General features: G+C 71.7%; 14 protein-coding genes. 8 read left to right on the top strand and 6 right to left on the bottom strand.

What is annotated here, in order from left to right; translation table 11 throughout:
* The first annotated feature begins 72 nt into the window (after positions 1-72).
* On the top strand, positions 73-1,227 hold the full coding sequence (locus tag ACZ5U5_RS08270) for a serine hydrolase domain-containing protein (protein ID WP_469017983.1): 1,155 nt from the start codon (positions 73-75) through the stop codon (positions 1,225-1,227).
* A 77-nt stretch (positions 1,228-1,304) separates the two neighbouring features.
* Here ACZ5U5_RS08270 and ACZ5U5_RS08275 read toward each other — a convergent pair whose 3' ends face one another.
* Both ACZ5U5_RS08275 and ACZ5U5_RS08280 read right to left on the bottom strand, forming a co-directional pair.
* Positions 1,305-1,733: an organic hydroperoxide resistance protein gene (locus tag ACZ5U5_RS08275; protein WP_469017986.1), complete on the bottom strand. Its 429-nt coding sequence runs from the start codon at positions 1,731-1,733 to the stop codon at positions 1,305-1,307.
* Positions 1,734-1,880: 147 nt separating this feature from the next.
* Complete coding sequence (locus ACZ5U5_RS08280) at positions 1,881-2,927, bottom strand: NADP-dependent oxidoreductase (protein ID WP_469017989.1); 1,047 nt, start codon at positions 2,925-2,927, stop codon at positions 1,881-1,883.
* Positions 2,928-3,054: 127 nt separating this feature from the next.
* Between ACZ5U5_RS08280 and ACZ5U5_RS08285 the strand changes: the two genes are divergently transcribed.
* Positions 3,055-3,507 carry a MarR family winged helix-turn-helix transcriptional regulator gene (locus ACZ5U5_RS08285; protein ID WP_469017992.1) on the top strand — a complete coding sequence of 151 codons (453 nt, stop codon included), beginning with the start codon at positions 3,055-3,057 and terminating at the stop codon, positions 3,505-3,507.
* A gap of 25 nt (positions 3,508-3,532) precedes the next feature.
* Here ACZ5U5_RS08285 and ACZ5U5_RS08290 read toward each other — a convergent pair whose 3' ends face one another.
* The 4 genes from ACZ5U5_RS08290 to ACZ5U5_RS08305 form a co-directional block, all read right to left on the bottom strand.
* Positions 3,533-4,237: an SCO2400 family protein gene (locus ACZ5U5_RS08290; RefSeq protein WP_469017995.1), complete on the bottom strand. Its 705-nt coding sequence runs from the start codon at positions 4,235-4,237 to the stop codon at positions 3,533-3,535.
* A gap of 122 nt (positions 4,238-4,359) precedes the next feature.
* On the bottom strand, positions 4,360-5,226 hold the full coding sequence (locus ACZ5U5_RS08295) for an SMP-30/gluconolactonase/LRE family protein (protein ID WP_469017997.1): 867 nt from the start codon (positions 5,224-5,226) through the stop codon (positions 4,360-4,362).
* Positions 5,227-5,275: 49 nt separating this feature from the next.
* The gene (locus ACZ5U5_RS08300) at positions 5,276-6,583 is read right to left on the bottom strand and encodes a PucR-like N-terminal domain-containing protein (RefSeq protein WP_469018000.1); all 1,308 of its coding nucleotides are present in this window, start codon (positions 6,581-6,583) and stop codon (positions 5,276-5,278) included.
* A gap of 6 nt (positions 6,584-6,589) precedes the next feature.
* The gene (locus ACZ5U5_RS08305) at positions 6,590-6,742 is read right to left on the bottom strand and encodes a hypothetical protein (RefSeq protein ID WP_469018002.1); all 153 of its coding nucleotides are present in this window, start codon (positions 6,740-6,742) and stop codon (positions 6,590-6,592) included.
* Positions 6,743-6,932: 190 nt separating this feature from the next.
* Between ACZ5U5_RS08305 and pgfA the strand changes: the two genes are divergently transcribed.
* From pgfA to ACZ5U5_RS08335, 6 genes are all read left to right on the top strand, one after another.
* A complete protein-coding gene (pgfA, locus tag ACZ5U5_RS08310) occupies positions 6,933-7,967 on the top strand; it encodes a cell envelope lipid trafficking protein PgfA (protein ID WP_469018004.1) in 1,035 nt (344 codons plus the stop codon).
* Between the two features lie 219 nt (positions 7,968-8,186).
* Positions 8,187-9,353 carry a glycosyltransferase family 4 protein gene (locus ACZ5U5_RS08315; protein ID WP_469018007.1) on the top strand — a complete coding sequence of 389 codons (1,167 nt, stop codon included), beginning with the start codon at positions 8,187-8,189 and terminating at the stop codon, positions 9,351-9,353.
* Positions 9,350-10,069, top strand: coding sequence for a class I SAM-dependent methyltransferase (locus ACZ5U5_RS08320; protein ID WP_363208536.1), 720 nt, complete (start codon positions 9,350-9,352; stop codon positions 10,067-10,069). The genes ACZ5U5_RS08315 and ACZ5U5_RS08320 overlap by 4 nt, the downstream gene beginning before the upstream one ends.
* A complete protein-coding gene (locus ACZ5U5_RS08325; protein ID WP_469018010.1) occupies positions 10,066-14,586 on the top strand; it encodes a DUF3367 domain-containing protein in 4,521 nt (1,506 codons plus the stop codon). The genes ACZ5U5_RS08320 and ACZ5U5_RS08325 overlap by 4 nt, the downstream gene beginning before the upstream one ends.
* Positions 14,583-16,118, top strand: coding sequence for a condensation protein (locus ACZ5U5_RS08330; protein WP_469018013.1), 1,536 nt, complete (start codon positions 14,583-14,585; stop codon positions 16,116-16,118). Before ACZ5U5_RS08325 ends, ACZ5U5_RS08330 begins: the two co-directional genes overlap by 4 nt.
* Positions 16,115-16,864: a class I SAM-dependent methyltransferase gene (locus tag ACZ5U5_RS08335; protein ID WP_469018015.1), complete on the top strand. Its 750-nt coding sequence runs from the start codon at positions 16,115-16,117 to the stop codon at positions 16,862-16,864. Before ACZ5U5_RS08330 ends, ACZ5U5_RS08335 begins: the two co-directional genes overlap by 4 nt.
* The last annotated feature ends 2 nt before the right edge of the window (positions 16,865-16,866 follow it).

Consider the following 16,866-nt stretch of genomic DNA (forward strand, 5'->3'; position numbering starts at 1 on the left):
GACGGCACGGCACGCACAAGGCCCCTGCGCCAGCAGGTTTCTGGGAAGGGGCGGTTAGGGGAATCGAAAAGCATGACCCGCGAGATCAAAGTGCAAGGCACCACTGCCCCGGGATACGAAGCCGTGCGGGACGAGTTCACCGCCGTACTCACCGGGGAGAAGCCCGATCATGCCGCGCAGCTTTCCGCGTACGTACGAGGGGAGCAGGTCGTCGACCTGTGGGTGGGGCCTGACACCGGTGGGGACACCCTCTTCGGGGTCTACTCCTCCACGAAGGGCGCCGCCCATCTCGTCATGGCGCTGCTCGTCCAGGACGGGACCCTGGAGCTGGATCGAGAAGTCGCGCACTACTGGCCGGAGTTCGCGGCCGAGGGCAAGGGCGGCATCACGCTCCGGGAGCTTCTCTCCCACCGCGCGGGCGTCGTCGGCGCCGACGGCGGCTTCAGCCCGGAGGAGGTCGCCGACGACCGTGCCATCGCCGCGCGCCTCGCGGGCCAGCGGCCCTACTGGCGTCCCGGTACCGCCTTCGGCTATCACGCACTGTCCGTGGGGGCGCTGGCCGGTGAGGTCGTGTTCCGGGCCACCGGGCAGACCTTGCAGGAGGTGTACGAGGAGCGGGTCCGCGCCCCGTTCGGCCTCGGCTTTTACCTCGGGCTTCCGGAAGCCCTTGAGCCCCGCTTCCGCTCCGTCCTGCCGGCGATCCCCTCCCCCTCGGAGCGCGCCCTCATGGACGCGCAGCCGCCGCAACCCGGCACCCTGAACTCCATCGCCTTCAACCGCAACGGCACGCACCCCACCGACCTGGAGTCGCTCCCCAACTCCCGTCTGGTGCGCGCCAAGGGGCCCGCGTCCGTCGGCGGTGTCGCATCGGCGCGCGGTCTCGCCATGCTGTACGCGGCAGCGGTCGGCGGGCTCGACGGGCGGGAGCCGCTCCTGAAGCCGGACACCGTGGCCGAGTTCGGGCAGATCCATTCCAACGGGTTCGACCTGGTGGCGCGGGCCCACAAATCGTTCGGAGTGGGGTTCCAGAACGTCGCCGAGGCCTGGCACCCGTTCCTCGGCGCGGGGTCCATCGGGCACCGGGGCGTGGGCGGCTCGCAGGCGTTCGCCGATCCGCGCAGCGGGTTGGCCTACGGCTACACGCGGCGCCGCTTCCCCTTCCCCGGCAGCCCGGCGCCGGAGGAGGGGCGGCTCGTGCGGGCGGTGCACACCGCCGCGGTCACCTGAGGGAGGGCCGCACTCCATGACGGAGGGCCGCACCCCTGTTCGGGGTGCGGCCCTCCGTCACGTACGCGAAGAGGCGATCAGGCGACCGCGAGCTCCACCTTGATGTTGCCCCGCGTGGCGCTGGAGTACGGGCACACCTCGTGCGCCTTCTCGATCAGGGCCTGCGCGGTGGCCGCGTCCACGTTCGGGATGGAGGCGGTGATCGCGACCTCCAGGCCGAAGCCGCCGGCCTCGGTCTGGCCTATGCCGACCTTGGCGGTCACGGTCGAGCCGGAGATGTCGGCGTTCTCCTTGCGGGCGACCACGCCGAGGGCGCCCTGGAAGCAGGCGCTGTAGCCGGCCGCGAAGAGCTGCTCGGGGTTGGTGCCGGCGCCGCTGCCGCCCATCTCCTTCGGCGGGTTGACGACGACGTCGAGCTTGCCGTCATCGGTGGCGACGCGGCCGACACGGCCGTTCTCGGCGGTGGCGACGGCGGTGTACTTGACGTCGATCTGCTGGATGGACATAAGTGCCGGTTCCTCCTGAGATGTTCCGCGATGCGCGCCCACAGTCGCGACAATGTGGAATTACTTTATCGGATGACGGAAAACGACGGTCGGCGGCCACCTGCAGCGGCCACCGCCCGTCGCCCTCACCTCACCGGCTCACCACTCTCAGGCGAGAGAAACGACCATCTTTCCGGTGTTCTCGCCGCGCAGCATGCCGAGGAATGCCTCAACGCCGTTCTCGACGCCCTCGACGACCGTCTCGTTGTACTTGAGCTCGCCGGAGCGGATCCAGGCGCCGACCTCCTCCACGAACTGCGGCTGGAGGTTCTCGTGGTCCCCGACGAGAACGCCCTGCAGACGCAGGCGCTTGCCGATGATCATGGCCATGTTGCGCGGGCCCGGCGTCGGCTCGGTGTCGTTGTAGCCCGCGATCATGCCGCAGATGGTGGCGCGGCCGTGCACGTTCATGCGGCTGATGGCGGCTTCGAGGTGCTCGCCGCCGACGTTGTCGAAGTAGACGTCGATGCCGTCGGGGGCCGCCTCCTTCAGCTGCTCCACGACCGGGCGCGGGTCCTTGTAGTTGAACGCGGCGTCGAAGCCGAGCTCCTCGACGAGGTACTTCACCTTCTCGTCCGAACCCGCCGAGCCGATGACGCGCGAGGCGCCCTTGAGCCTGGCCATCTGGCCGACCTGGGAGCCGACGGCACCCGCGGCGCCGGAGACGAACACCGCGTCACCCTCCTTGAAGGAGGCGACCTCGAAGAGTCCCGCGTAGGCCGTCAGGCCCGGCATGCCGAGCACACCGAGGTAAGCCGAGAGCGGCGCGGCCTGCGGGTCCACCTTCACGGCGTGCTTGGCCGGGACGGTCGCGTAGTCGCGCCAGCCGGCGAAGTGCAGGACGTGGTCGCCCACGGCCAGGCCGTCGGCGTTCGACGCGATGACCTCACCGACCGCACCTCCCTGCATGGGCTCGTCCAGCTTGAACGGCGGGGTGTACGACTTCACGTCGTTCATCCGGCCCCGCATGTACGGGTCCACGGAGAAGTGCAGGTTGCGGACCACGACCTGGCCGTCGGCCGGGGCGGTCACAGGGACCTCGCGCAGTGCGAAGTCCTCCGGGACCGGCCAGCCGTGCGGGCGGCGCACGAGGTGCCACTCGCGGCTGACGGCGGGGAGCTGCGCGGACCCGGGGGCCTCGGGGGTGACGGACATGCGGGCGTCCTCCTCCTGCTCAGGCTGCCGTTGCCGACAGGCTGACATCGTGGAAATGCTTCATGTTGTGAAACAACCATGCGCCTACATATTTCACTATGTCAAGTATCGGGGTAGCCTGGGGCCCATGGCCACCAGCAGCTCCCGCACCCCGCGCACGGACCCCCTGACGCTCGAAGTCGTCGAGCTCATCGGCACGGTCGTCGCGCGCTACCACGAGGAGTACGACGCCGCGGCGGGCAAGCACGCCCTCACCGGGGCGCAGGCGCGCGTTCTGGGACTGCTTTCCCTGGAGCCGCTGCCCATGCGCCGCATAGCGAAGAAGCTGAAGTGCGAGCCGTCGAACATCACGGGGATCATCGACCGCCTTGAGGCACGCGGCCTCGTCGAGCGGCGGCCCGACCCGGCCGACCGCCGCGTGAAGCTCGCGGCGCCGACGGACGAGGGTCTTGAGGTCGCCCGCAGCCTGCGCGATTCGCTGGACTTCGCGCGGGAGCCGCTGGCCGAGCTCTCCAGGGAGGAGCGGCTTTCGCTGCGGGCGCTGCTGCGCAGGATGATCGGCGAGGACCCCGCGGCCTGACGGACTCTCCCGGAGTCGCCGTCCGCTACGTGCACCACCACAGGAAGCGGTCGCACGTCTCCGACGGCTCCGGTTCCGGTGTCGGGTCCGGCTGCTGCGAGCTCGGCGGAGGCGTGGTGGGGTCCGGGGTCCCTGGGGTGCCCGGTGCGTCGGGAGAGTTTGGTGCGTCCGGCGCGGAGGTCGTACCCGGCGTGGTCGAGTCCGGCTCCTGCCCGGCCTCCTCCGTCTCCTCGCCCTTGCCGTCCTCGTCGTCCTTGCCGCCCTTGCGGTCCTTGGCCTTCTTGGAGTCCTTGTCCGTCGCGGACGCCGACGCCGAGGGCGTCGCCGACGTGGCACCGCCGCCCGTGGCCGCCCCGCTGTCCGGGTCCGTCGGCGTCCGGGACGCGGACCGGCTCGCGTCGGTGTCCGGCGCGGAGGCCGCCGCCGGTTCCTCCGAGGGCCCCTCGATGCCGAGCTCGGCCAGGCTCAGGCCACCGGCCGCGAGCGCGAGCCCGGCGGTGACCAGGAGGATCTTGCGACGCCTGCGGCGGTGCGCCGCCCGGCGCCCGCGCTCCCGGCGGCGGCTCCTGCCGCGCGGCGCCTCGCCGTCGTACGGGCGCTCGGCACCCGGCGGCTCGTCCTGCGCGGCGACCGCCTCCGCGTACTCACGGCAGGCTTCGGCCGGAGTGCCGCACCCCGGGCAGGCGAGGGCGCCGTTGAGGTGCCTGTGGCACGGGTGGCAGTAGTCCATGAGGCATGGAGGCTAAGTGAGCCACGGGTAACAGAGGAAGCCGCTGCCGTGAAGGTTGTGTGCGGAATCGCATGTTCCAGCGGCGCGGACGTCCGATGTACGGCAATCCGCCTGATCAGCCCCTACCCGGCGAACGCCGCCTGCGCCACGCCCCGTCCCGCGTCCGGCAGCACGAGCACCGAACCGGACAGGGGGTGCGGCGCCTCAAGTCCCGTACGAGCGGAGGTGATGTAGAGGTCGCGCAGCCCCGCGCCGCCGAACGCGCACGCGGTCGGGCGGGCCACCGGGAGCTCGATCACCCGGTCCAGGTCGCCGGACGGCGTGTAACGGCGGATCGCGGCGCCGTCCCACAGGGCGACCCAGATACAGCCGTCGGCGTCGACGGTGAGCCCGTCGGGGTATCCGGCGTCGGCCTCGATCTCCGCCAAGGGCCGCCTGGTGGGCGGGAGTTGGCCCTCGTGCGGTTCCAGTACGTCGATTACGTCGATGCGGCGCGTCAGGGTGTCGACGTAGTACATGAGCCGGCCGTCCGGGCTCCAGCCGATGCCGTTGCTGACGGAGACGTCGTCGAACACCTCGGTGACGGTGCCGTCCCCCGTGACGCGCAGCAGGTTGGCGGCCCCCGGCGTCTCGTCGTAGGCCATCGTGCCCGCCCAGAGCGCCCCGTCGGGGGCGACCGCCGCGTCGTTGCCACGGCGGCCCGGCACGACCTCGCGGTGCAGCCAGCGGAAAGCGCCTCCGTCGGCCATGGAGTCGTAAAGGCCCACGCCGTCCCGGAGGTTGACCACCAGGCCGCCGCCCGCGCGCGGCTTCGCGGCGCCCACGTGCTGCTCGGTGGCCAGGACCGAGCGGTGCCCGCTCGACGGGTCGTACGTGTGGACGCGTGAGCTCAGGATGTCGACCCAGATGAGCCGTTGGGCGGCGGAGTCCCAGGTGGGGCCCTCGCCGAGTGCTGCCTGCGCGCGTACCGCCATGTCGATTGCGACCATTGCGGCAGGCTACCCGCAAGCACGGCTCCGGGGACCTGGGCCGTGCGCCTCAGCCCACCCGGCCCAGCTCTCCCCTCAACCGCCGCGCACGAAGGACCAGTTCGAGCTCGAAGCGGCGGTCCGGGTCGTCGACCTCGTCTCCCCACAGTTCCCTGATCTGCCGCAGGCGGTAGCGCACCGTCTGCGGGTGCACCCCGAGGCGGGCCGCCACCTCCGGTGCGCCGCCCCGCGTCTCCAGCCAGGCGAGCAGGGTCTCGGCAAGGCGGCGGCCGTGCGCGGGTCCGCAGTGCGCGAGCGGGGCGAGGCAGCGGCGGGCCAGGTCCTCGATGAGCTCCTCGGGCTGGAGCAGGACCAGCGCCTCGGTGTGCTCGGTGCAGTGCAGGACCTCACCGGAGGGCAGCAGTCCGCGTTCCATCAGGCGGACCGCGGCCTGCGCCCAGCGCAACGACTTCGCCGCGTCGGCCAGCGGCACGGGCGGGCCGATCGCGCCGGACCAGCCCGCCATGGCGCGCCGCAGAAGCTCGGGGCGGCCCGCCGCGTCGGGGTCGGGGACGACCATGCGGGGCTGTTCCGTCTCCATGTCGAGCAGGACGCCCTGGCCGACGGCGGGCGCCACGGCCTCCCGCGCGGGGCGCAGGAGCACGCCGACGGCGACCCGTTCGGGCAGCTGCCAGCCCACGCGGGCGGCGCGTTCGTCGAGGGCGCTGCGGGCACCGGCCTGTCCCGGGGCGGAGGTGGCGCCGGAGACGTGCCCGAAGTCGGCGGGTGCCGACGCTCCGGGTTCCCCGCGCCGCTCGGAGAGCAGCAGTTCCATCAGCTTGCGTTGCAGGCGCAGCCTCTCGCCCGCCTGCCGGGCCGCGGCCTCGGCGTATCCGCGGACGGACTGGTCGACGAGGCCGTCCAGATACTCGAAGCCGGACTCGGCGAGTTCGTACATGGCCGGTGGCGGGATCTCGATCTGCTGGCCGATCTCGGCCAGGCGGCGCCAGGCGAGCCGTACGCCGAGACGGTAGATCGCCTGGAGCGAGTCGAGGCTGCGGCCGTGCAGGCCCTCGCCCCTGCCGAACTCCTGGAAGACCTCAAGGGGGTAGCACGGCCGCCCGCCCTCGGCGGAGGCGATCTGCTGGACGAACCCCTCCAGGGCACGGCGTATGCCGATGAGCGCCATGGGTTCGCCCGAGTCGTCGAGGACGACGGGCAGGCCGGGGTACTCGGAGCGGATCTGGCGCAGGATGTCCTGCGCCAGGGCGGGCACCTCGTCCAGGGCGAGCGCGGCGAACCGGCGCACCTGCAGGGGCGGTACGTCGCGCCAGGCCGAACGGACGGACAGTGACCCTTGGCTCTCGGTCACGGGCACGGTCACTCACTGTCCCCGGGGGGCAGTCTCGTAATGCACGAGGGGGGTGTTGGGCTGTTCCGGGGTCGCGTTCAGGAGCGCGACGACGCCGAACGAAGCGGCCACGGCGAGTGCGGCGGCGGCTACGACGGTCAGACCGGCGGCAAACAATCGGTGCATGTCAGGGTCAGCCTCTCTGCTGGAGGTCGATCCCACCCAGGTCGCGCGGATGCCGTGCACACAGTCCCTCACCGGCCCCACCCGGTTGGTGCACAGTTTCATCAACGCATTGACACTTCGTCAAGGGTCCGCCTAGCGTTCCGGCCCCTACGGCTCGGTAACACTTCTCACCCGCCACCAGGAGTGCCGGATGCGCCGCACAGCCTCGCCCCTCTCGCTGATCCTGCTCGGACTCGGCGTTTTTCTGCTCGTCCTGGCCCCGATGCTCGCGTGGTATGTCGAGCCACGGGCGAAACGCACGCCCGTCGACATCGACACGACCACCGTGTTCGAGGGCAAAGGAAGTTATTTCGACACCAAGAAGATCAAGACCGTACATAACAAGAACCTCACGATCACGCGTCAGGTACGCGGCGACGTCGACGACAGCAACAGCGAGCACGCCGTCTGGGACGTGGTCACGTCCGTCGACCCGAACCAGTCGCTGCCGGCGTCGGACCCGCACGACTCGCTCCAGTTCACGCAGGAGCGCTGGGTCACCGACCGCGAGACGAACAAGCCGGTCCACTGCTGCGACGAGAAGCCCTACTTCGAGGGCGAGGCCTACCTCAAGTTCCCCTTCGACGTGGAACGACGCTCGTACGTCTGGTGGGACAACACCCTCGGCGCGACCGTCCCGCTGACCTTCCGGGGCACGAAGAAGATCCAGGGCTACGAGGGCTACCGCTTCACCGCCAAGGTGAAGCCCGCCAAGACCGGGACCCGTCTGGTGCCGGGCCGCCTGGTGGGGCAGCCCAAGCGCAGCAACGTGCTCGCCGAGGAGTGGTACTCCAACCACGGCGTCGAGCTGGTCGCCGACAAGCGCACGGGCCGGATCATCTACGCGGCGATCGGCCCCCGCAAGACGCTGCGCGCGCCCGGCTCGGACAAGGCCGCGACGGTGCTGCTTGAGAGCAAGCGCATCGCGTTCACCGAGAAGACCCAGAAGGCGCAGGTCGAGCTCGCGGACGACGACAGCAGCCGGCTGAAGCTCCTGGGCGAGACGCTGCCGGTCGGGACGGGTGTGCTGGGAGCGCTGCTCGCCATCGCGGGAGGCGTTCTCGTCCTGCGCGGACGGCGTTCCGACAGTGGGGCACAAGGGCCCGGAGGGCCGGGTTCCGCGGCGGAGCCGGGCGGTCCGAATAGCGATACGTCACCAACCGCCCTGCAACCCACCACGATGTGATGAGACGTCAGCAGTTGAAACCCCGAAAGTTGTCACTTCGGTGAGTAGCCGCGTCGAACACGGCGGCGAAAACTAACGATCCCACCCCAACACAGTCCCCGCACCGCCCTCGCACCGCCCCCGCACAGTCACAGCACAGCACCTCCGCAAGCGACCCCCGAACGGTGCAACCCCCCATAGCGACCTCACGGTTCCGCACCCTGACGAGTTGGAGCACGCATGCCCCAGCACGTGCCTTCTCCGCTGCGCGCCGCAATCCCGCGGGTCGCGCAACGGCTACCGGCACCTCCCCCGCAGCCGCGCCGGATCGTTTTTCTCGCCCGGCGCGACCTGGCGAATCCGGCCGCGGGCGGATCCGAACTGCTCGTCGACCGGCTGGCCGACGGCCTGAGCAAGCTCGGCCATCAGGTCACCCTCCTGTGCGGCGGGCCCGCGGCCTTCCGTGACTACCGCGTCGTGTCGGCGGGCGGTGACCTCGGGCACTACCTGCGCTCGCGCTCCGCCTTCACCCGGCAGGTCGGCGACTGCGACCTCCTCGTCGAGGTCTGCAACGGCATGCCGTACCTGGCGCCGCTGTGGCACCGCGGGCCCACGCTGTGCCTGGTCAACCACGTGCACACCGATCTGTGGGGGATGCGCTTCCAGGGCACCCTCGCCCCCGCGGCCCGGCTCGGCCGAAGACTCGAACACTGGTCGCTCTCCGGTGCCCAGCGCGGCAATCTCCTGGTGGCCGTCTCGCCGTCGACGGCCACCGCGCTGCGTGCGATAGGCGTCGACCGTGAGCGCATACGCATAGTCCACAACGGGGTCGAGGAGCCGGGTCCGCTCCACCCCCGCTCGGACGAGCCGATGTTCCTGGCGATGGGACGGCTCGTCGAGTACAAGCGCATCGATCTGCTGCTCCGACTCTGGGAGCGGGTCAGGCCCGTCACCGGAGGCCGACTGGTGATCGTGGGCGACGGACCCGAGCGGGCCAGGCTCGAACAGATCGCGGGACCCGGCGTCGAGTTCAAGGGCCATGTCTCCGAGGCCGAGAAGCACCGGCTGCTCTGCGAGGCGTGGATGCTCCTGCACCCCTCCGCCGTGGAGGGCTGGGGCCTGGTGATCACCGAGGCGGCGACCCGCTCGACCCCGGCCATCGGCTTCGACGTACCGGGCGTCCGTGACTCCATCGAGGACGGCGTGACCGGCCTGCTCGCCCGGGGCGAGAGTTCCTTCGCCGCCGCCTGGTGCACCCTGGCGCTGAGCACCGAGCGCCGCGAGACCTTCGGCAAGGCGGCCGGCGAACGGGCCACCAGCTACCGGTGGGCCAATTCCGTGCGCGAGTTCCAGGCGGTGGCCTCCGAGGCGATCGTCACGCACCAGACAGCCCAGGGGTCCGCGTGAAGGATCCGTCCCTGCGCCGTTCCGTCACCCTCTTCCGGGCCTTCCTGCGCGAGCAGCAAGAGCCCGAGCGGTGTTACACCCTGCTCGCCCGTGACGCCGCCGACCAGGTCGAGGCCTACGGACCGGTCAAGGGCCGTGTCGTCGTCGATGTCGGCGGCGGCGGTGGCTATTTCACCGAGGAGTTCCGGCGCCGCGGCGCCCAGAGTTTCCTGTTCGAGCCGGACCCGGCCGAGCTGGGCGCCAAGCCGCCGGAGGGCTCCGTCGTCGCCGACGGGTATCTGCTCCCGCTGGCGGACGGCGTCGCCGACGTCACGTTCTCCTCCAACGTCCTCGAGCACGTGGACGATCCGCAGACGTTCCTCAGCGAGATGGTGCGGGTGACCAGGCCGGGCGGCCTGATCTACGTCTCCTTCACCAACTGGTACTCGCCGTGGGGCGGCCACGAGTGGGCGCCCTGGCACTACCTGGGCGGCGCCCGTGGGCGCGCCCGCTATGAACGACGTACAGGCAAGGCAGCCAAACACACGCTCGGCGAGAACCTCTTCGCTCACCACGTCGGCCCGACCCTGCGCCAAGTGCGGGCGAGGGAAGACGTGTCCGTCGTGTCCGCACGGTCCCGCTACTGGCCGTTCCTGGCCAGTGGCATCACCAAAGTGCCGGGTGTACGCGAGATCGCCACCTGGAATCTCCTTCTCATCCTCAGGCGGTGTCCATGACCACGGTGCAGGCCCCACCCCCGGCGGCAGTCCGGCCAACGGCTGACGCCCCCGAACCCGGCAGAGGGCCGCGCTCCAAGCGCTGGCTGCTCGGGTTCTGGGCCGTGGTCTTCGTCCTCTTCCTGGCCGTGAAGCCGGGGCGGATGACGTTCGACACCAAGCTGGGCGTCGCCGTCGACCCCTGGCGGTTCCTCTCCGACCTGGGCCAGCTGTGGCAGGACCAGGGCGGCTTCGGCGGCATCCAGAACCAGTACGTCGGCTATACCTGGCCGATGCTGCCGTTCTACGGCCTGGCGGACCTCGTCCAGCTGCCGGTCTGGCTGGCGGAGCGGCTCTGGCTCTCGCTGATCGTGGCCACCGCGTTCTGGGGTGCGCTGCGGCTCGCGGAGCGGCTGAACATAGGCAGCAGCGGGAGCAGGCTGCTCGGCGCGGTGGCGTACGCCCTGTGGCCGACGTTCACCGTCGTCGTCGGCTCGACGTCGGCGGCCGCGCTGCCCGGCGCGCTGCTGCCGTGGGTGCTGCTCCCGCTGCTCAACGACCGCATCAGCGCCCGCTCGGCAGCCCTGCGCTCCGCGCTCGTCATCCCCTTCATGGGTGGCGTCAACGCGGCCTCGACGCTCGCTTCGCTGCTGCCGGTGGGCCTGTATCTGCTGTCCCGGCCGAACGGACCGCGCAAGCGGAAGCTGATCACCTGGTGGGTGCCCGGCGTCATCCTCGCCACCGCCTGGTGGGTGGTGCCGCTGCTCGTGCTCGGCGTGTACGGCGAGAACTTCCTCCCCTTCGTCGAGAACTCGGCCACCACCACCGGCACCATGTCCGCCACGGAGACCCTGCGCGGCGCCGGCAACTGGGTCGCCTACCTGCACTTCGGTGAGGCATGGCTGCCCGCGGGCTGGACGGTCGCGACGTCCGTGATCGTCGTGGTCTGCTCGGCGTTCGCCGCCGCCCTCGGCCTCGCCGGGCTCGCGCGGCGTGACCTGCCCGAGCGGCGCTGGCTCGTCCTGACCGTGCTCTCGGTCGCACTGATCACCCTCGCGGGATACGGCGGCTCGTTCGGCGCGCCCTTCCACGAGACGGTGCAGTCGTGGCTGGACGGCGGGCTCGTCCCCTTCCGCAACATCTACAAGTTCCAGACGGGTCTCGCGCTCGCGCTGGTCTTCGGTCTGATGCATCTCGTGGGCGTGGCCGCGCAGGCGCGCGGGGCGCGGCCGGTGCGCGGGCGCAAGTTCGCCCCGCTGATCGCGGCCCTGCTCGTGCTGCCGGGTCTCGCCTTCCCCTACCTGAACGGCTCGATCCTCCAGCCCGGCTCGTTCCAGAAGCTGCCCAACTACTGGGAGGCGACGGGCGACTGGCTGAAGAAGTACTCCCCCGACTCCCGCGCCCTCGTGGTGCCTGCCACCGCGCACGGCATCTACACCTGGGGCTCGCCCATCGACCAGCCCCTCGACGTGCTCGCCGAGTCGCGCTGGGCGCAGCGGGACTACGTCCCGTTCGGCACGCCCGGCAACCGGCGCGCGATGGACGCGGTGGAGCAGGCGCTCGCGACCGGCGGCGCTGTCCCCGGTCTGCAGGACTACCTGACGCGCGCGGGCCTGTACTACGTCGTCGTACGCAATGACCTCGATCCCGACCAGGTCGGGAACGTGCCGTCCGCGACCGTGAAGCGGACCCTTGAGGAGTCCGGCTTCAAGCGGGTCACCGGCTTCGGTCCGACACAGACCGGCGGGATCATCCCGAAGGACACGCCCCTCCAGGTCGAGGGCCTCTACCCGCGTGAGCGCGCGGTGGAGATCTACGCACCGGGCACGGGCGCCGAGCGGCCCGGCCAGGCCGGGATCAAGCCGGTCTCGAACACGGCCGTGGTGAGCGGTGGCCCCGAGTCGCTGCTCCAGCTGTCCGCCGACCCCTCGATGCGGGACCGCCCCTCCGTCCTGACGGGCGACAACCACCCGGGCGTCGGAACTCCCGGCCTGCAGGCGGTCGGTGACGGTCTCCGTCGCGCGGACACCCGCTTCGGCCTGGTCAACTCCAACACCTCGTACACCTACACGCCGGACGAACGCAACGCGAGCGAGGCGCTTCAGGAGCCGGGCAAGAAGCCGCACCAGATCCTTCCCACCACCGGGATCGAGCACCAGACGACGGCATACCTGCGCGGCGCGAAGTCCGTGACGGCGTCCAGCTACGGCAACTGGCTCTTCCACCTGCCGCAGTACGACCCCGTGAACGCCTTCGACAGCAACCCGGCCACGTCATGGGCCGAGGGAAGCCCCGGAAAGCCGAAGGGTGCGTGGATCAAGGCCGAGTTCAGGGCCAAGGAGTCGATTCCGTCCATGCTCCGGGTCACGCCGCTGCCCCAGGAGGGCGTGCGAGCCGCGCCCACCAAGGTGCGGGTGGAGACGGAGCAGGGCAGCCGCACCAGTTCGCTGAAGCCCAACGGCATGCGTCAGAGCATCAAGGCGCCCGAGGGCGATTCGAGCTGGCTGAAGGTCACCATCCTGGACGCGGAGATCGGCCACGAGGGCCTGACCGGCGCCGGATTCTCGGAGATCACCGTTCCGGGTGTGCGCGTGACGAAGCTGCTGCAGCTGCCCACGGACACCGCGTCCGAGTCCAGGACGCCCGCCGAGGGCGCCGACGCGACGACGTACTCGATGCATCGCGCCTCCGACCCGAGCGCGCTCTCGCCGGTGAACACCGAGTCGGGGCTGCACCGCCGCTTCACCACTCCGGCCGCGGCCGAGTACGAGGTGAAGGCGAGCGCGCTCCCCGTGGCGGGGTCCGAGCTCGACGAGCTGCTCTACAAGGTGGCGCCCGAGCAGAAGGACCAGATCGTCGCGAGCGCCGACTCCACGTCGAAGCTCGGCGGCGGTCTCTCCCCGCGCAACCTCACGGACGGCGACCTGACGACGGCGTGGATCGCCGGCGACAGGCCCGTGGTGCACCTGAAGTGGAAGGGCAAGGTGCCGGTCGGCGAGGTCGTGCTGCCCGCCGCGGGCGGACTCTCGACGCGCCCCGAGAAGGTCGAGATCAGCTCGCCGGACGGCGCGGCGATCGCCGGCGTCGACGAGAACGGCAACACGCGTTTCCCGCCGATCACCACGGACGAGCTGACCATCACCATCACCGAGACCGCGTCGCTGGCGGTCCACAACCCGGTGGCGGACAAGGAGCTGCAGCTGCCGGTGGGCCTCACCGAGGTCTACGTCCCGGCACTCGACAAGTTCCGGACGAAGCAGCCGTCGGCGTCCAAGAAGTTCGAACTCGCCTGCGGTGAGGGCCCGGTGCTCGCCGTCGACGGCAAGCTGCACGCGACGAGCGCGAAGGGTTCGGTACGGGACCTGATCGAGCGGCGGCCCATCGAGGTGACGCTCTGCTCGCGCGGCTCGGAGAACACGACCCTGTCGCTCGGCGCGGGCAAGCACACCGTCGAGGCCGGGGACGGGGGCCCGCTCGCCCTCATGGACGTCTCGATGACGCAGGGGACGCCGGGAGCGATCGACGAGGAGTCCCGCTCCCTGGACGTCAAGGACTGGCTCGGCGACCGGCGCGAGGTGTCGGTGGGCGCGGGTTCGGCCTCGTACCTCTCGACCTTCGAGAACATCAACGACGGCTGGAAGGCGACGCTCAACGGCAAGGAGCTGTCGTCCGTACGTCTCGACGGCTGGCAGCAGGGCTTCCTGGTCCCCAAGGGTGAGGGCGGCACGGTCAAGCTCTCCTACGAGCCCTCGCGGATCTACGAGATCGGCCTGATCGGCGGCGGTGTCGGCGTCCTCGCCCTGATCGCCCTGGTCCTGATCAAGCGCCGCGAGCCGAACCCGGACGGTCCCGACCTGGCGCCGCCGGCGCCGGGGCTGATCCTCGGCACGGTCGCGCTGACGCTGGTGGCGGTGGTGATCGCGGGCTGGTTCGCCCTGCTGGTGCCCGCGCTCGCGCTGCTCGCCTGGCGCCGTCACGCGCTGCTCGTGCCGCTCGCCTTCGTGGCGATGGCAGGAGCGGGTATCGCGGCGGCCATTGGTGCGGGTGAGCCGAGCCCGGCCGACGAGGGCGCGTTCAGCCCCATCGCCCAACTCCTCGCACTGATCGCCCTGTTCGCGGCGCTGGTGAGCGTGAAGGGCGCCCAGGAGGGGACCACCGCGCCAACCGGGGGCCCCGGTGGCGGCGGCGAGTTCGCTCCGTGGGAGCCGCCTCCGCACCAGCCCCCGCCCGCCGCTCCCCCGGTGATGCCTCCTCCCCCGGTCAGCGGCGGCACCCCGTCACCCGGTCCTGACCGGGACCTGGGCACGACTCCGCTGCCGCGCCGCAAGCGCGGGGAGAGCGGGCCGGGCTCCGACGCGGGCGGCGACCCTCGGGCCACCAGTTCGACCATCTCGGCCAGGGGCCCCGCGACGGCCCAGCCGGAACCGGCACCGCCGGGTGCGCGGACCACGCGCTTCAGGCGGCGTAGGCCAAGGAATACGGAGGGGCTCGCGGGAGCCGCGGCGCCGTCCACCTCCGGGGAGGACACCGACCGATGACCGCACTCGATCAGCCGGCACGTCACGCGGACGGACCCGAGCGGCCCCCGGGGCGCGTGCCGTTCCCCGTCGTCGACGAGGTCTCCCGGCACTGCCTCCAGGAGGAGGAGCCGGAGACGGTACACATCGAGGTCCACCTGCCCGGCACCCCGGACCCGGCCCGTCTGAAGGCCGCGTTCACCGAGGCCCTGCGCCGCCACCCGCGCATCCTGATGCGGGAGGCGCGGGGGCCTTGGTACCGCCGTCGCTACGAATGGGAGCTGACGGCGGAGCCGGACGTGGAGGTCGTGACGTTCCCGGCGCCGGAACGGGACGCCCTCAAGAAGGCCCGCACCCGCTCCCTGTCGGAGGCCCCACCGCTGTCGGCTTCGCCACCGATCCGCCTGGAGGTGATCGCCCAGGAGAGGGGCGGCACCGGGGCCGCCCACGGCGGGGCGGTCGGGACGGCCAGGGCGGTCGGCGCGACGGTTCCGGACAACGCAGCCGCGTCGGGCAGCACGCCTGCTCCCGGCGGCGGCGCGCCCGCCTCCGGCGACGCGCCCGCCTCGGGCGACGGCCGGGCAGACACCGTGCCCGGCAACGGCAGCGTCCTCTTCCTCACCATCAATCACACCGCCCTCGACGGCCCCGCCTGCCTCCGGGTCCTCGCCACCGCCGCCGAGCTGTACGGCGGGCAGGACAACTCGCCCGCCGCTCCCCCGTCGCGTACGCCCACGTCCCCCGACGCCGAGAGCGCGGTGGACGTCGGAGACGCGTCCGCCGGGTGGGCTCCTCCCGCCCGGGTCTCGCGCGGGACGCCCGAGCCCTCTCCCGGCAACGGCATGCTCGTCGCCGAGCTGGCCGTGCCCCGGCGGCCCAAGGGGGCGCCGTTCACCGTGAACGACCAGCTCATGGTGGCGACCGCCCTGATGATCGCGCACTGGAACCGGGAGCACGGCGCGCGGCCGAAGCCGTTCCGGATCACCATGCCCGTGGACGACCGGCCCCGCAGCATGGACATGCCCATCGGGAACGGCACCCGGCTCGTCGAAGTCCCCTTCAGCGCGGCCGAGTTGACCTCCAAGGAGTGGGGGCCGGAGGACATCGGGGCACTCCTGCGCCGTACGGCCGACCGCACCCGCGCGCTCAAGGCCCTCTCCCGGCCCCAACTCGGCCGCGGAGCCGCCCTCCTGACCTCGCCCGTCCTGCCCGTCACCCTCAGGGCCGCCGTGACGCGCGGCCTGCGCAGAGTCGCCGCGCCCTGGACGTCCACCACGCTGCTCAGCAACATCGGCCGCGTCCCGTACTCCCTGGACTTCGGCGACGCCGGACGCGCGCACGCCGTCTGGTTCTCCGCGCCCGCCCGGCTGCCCCGCGGCCTGACGGTGACCACGGCGTCCACCGCGGGCCGGCTGCACGTCGCCCTGCGCTGGTCGAAGTCCCTGCTCAGCAGCGGCGACGGGGCACACCTGCGCGACCTCTTCGAGCACTACCTCCACGCCACGGAGCACACGGAGCCGACGGAGCACACGGAGGAGGGGAAGACACCGTGACCAGCACCGGTACGGTCAGCACCAGCACCGCGCCCCGCGACCTGCGGGACTTCTACGAGGACCCCTCCGTCCCCGTGGCCTCCGGCGACGCCCGCAGCCTGCGCCAGGCCCGGATGCTCGCCGACGCCATCGGCCCCGCCACCGCCCGCACGGCCGTCGTCCTCGACATCGGCTGCGGCGACGGCACCGCGGCCGCGACCGCCGCCCCGCTCCTCGCGGGGCACCGCGTCGTCGGCGTCGACTGGTCCCAGGACGCCCTCAAGCGGGCGCACGCGCATCTGCCGTACGTCGTACGCGGTGAACTCACCGACGGCGGGCTCCCGTTCGCCGACGGTTCCGCCGACGCCGTCCTGTTCAGCGAGGTCATCGAGCACCTCGTCGATCCCGACAGCGCCCTGGACGAGCTGAGAAGAGTGCTCAGGCCAGGGGGGCATCTGATGCTGTCCACGCCCAACCTCGCCGCCTGGTACAACCGCGGGCTCCTGCTCGCGGGCGTCCAGCCCATCTTCTCCGAGGTCAGCCTGCGCGGCATCCACGGCCGTCCGGGGACCGAGGTCGTCGGGCACCTGCGGCTCTACACCGCCCGCGCGCTGCGGGAGTTCGTCGCCGCGTCCGGCTTCGACGTGGTGCGCGTCGCCGGTGCGCCCTTCCACGGCGTACCGCGTCCGCTGCGCGCTCTGGACCGGCTCGCGTGCGCCGTGCCGAGCGCCTCGTCGATCCTGCTGCTGCACGCCCGAAGGACGTAAGG

Source organism: Streptomyces sp. NPDC033177, from assembly GCF_055577715.1.

Excerpts from the sequence above, each read along its gene's own strand:
- ACZ5U5_RS08280 (WP_469017989.1), bottom strand. The coding sequence starts at position 2,927 with ATGTCCGTCACCCCCGAGGCCCCCGGGTCCGCGCAGCTCCCCGCCGTC.
- ACZ5U5_RS08270 (WP_469017983.1), top strand. The coding sequence starts at position 73 with ATGACCCGCGAGATCAAAGTGCAAGGCACCACTGCCCCGGGATACGAA.
- ACZ5U5_RS08305 (WP_469018002.1), bottom strand. The coding sequence starts at position 6,742 with ATGCACCGATTGTTTGCCGCCGGTCTGACCGTCGTAGCCGCCGCCGCA.
- ACZ5U5_RS08315 (WP_469018007.1), top strand. The coding sequence starts at position 8,187 with ATGCCCCAGCACGTGCCTTCTCCGCTGCGCGCCGCAATCCCGCGGGTC.
- ACZ5U5_RS08285 (WP_469017992.1), top strand. The coding sequence starts at position 3,055 with ATGGCCACCAGCAGCTCCCGCACCCCGCGCACGGACCCCCTGACGCTC.
- ACZ5U5_RS08295 (WP_469017997.1), bottom strand. The coding sequence starts at position 5,226 with ATGGTCGCAATCGACATGGCGGTACGCGCGCAGGCAGCACTCGGCGAG.
- ACZ5U5_RS08325 (WP_469018010.1), top strand. The coding sequence starts at position 10,066 with ATGACCACGGTGCAGGCCCCACCCCCGGCGGCAGTCCGGCCAACGGCT.
- ACZ5U5_RS08290 (WP_469017995.1), bottom strand. The coding sequence starts at position 4,237 with ATGGACTACTGCCACCCGTGCCACAGGCACCTCAACGGCGCCCTCGCC.
- ACZ5U5_RS08275 (WP_469017986.1), bottom strand. The coding sequence starts at position 1,733 with ATGTCCATCCAGCAGATCGACGTCAAGTACACCGCCGTCGCCACCGCC.
- ACZ5U5_RS08330 (WP_469018013.1), top strand. The coding sequence starts at position 14,583 with ATGACCGCACTCGATCAGCCGGCACGTCACGCGGACGGACCCGAGCGG.
- pgfA (WP_469018004.1), top strand. The coding sequence starts at position 6,933 with ATGCGCCGCACAGCCTCGCCCCTCTCGCTGATCCTGCTCGGACTCGGC.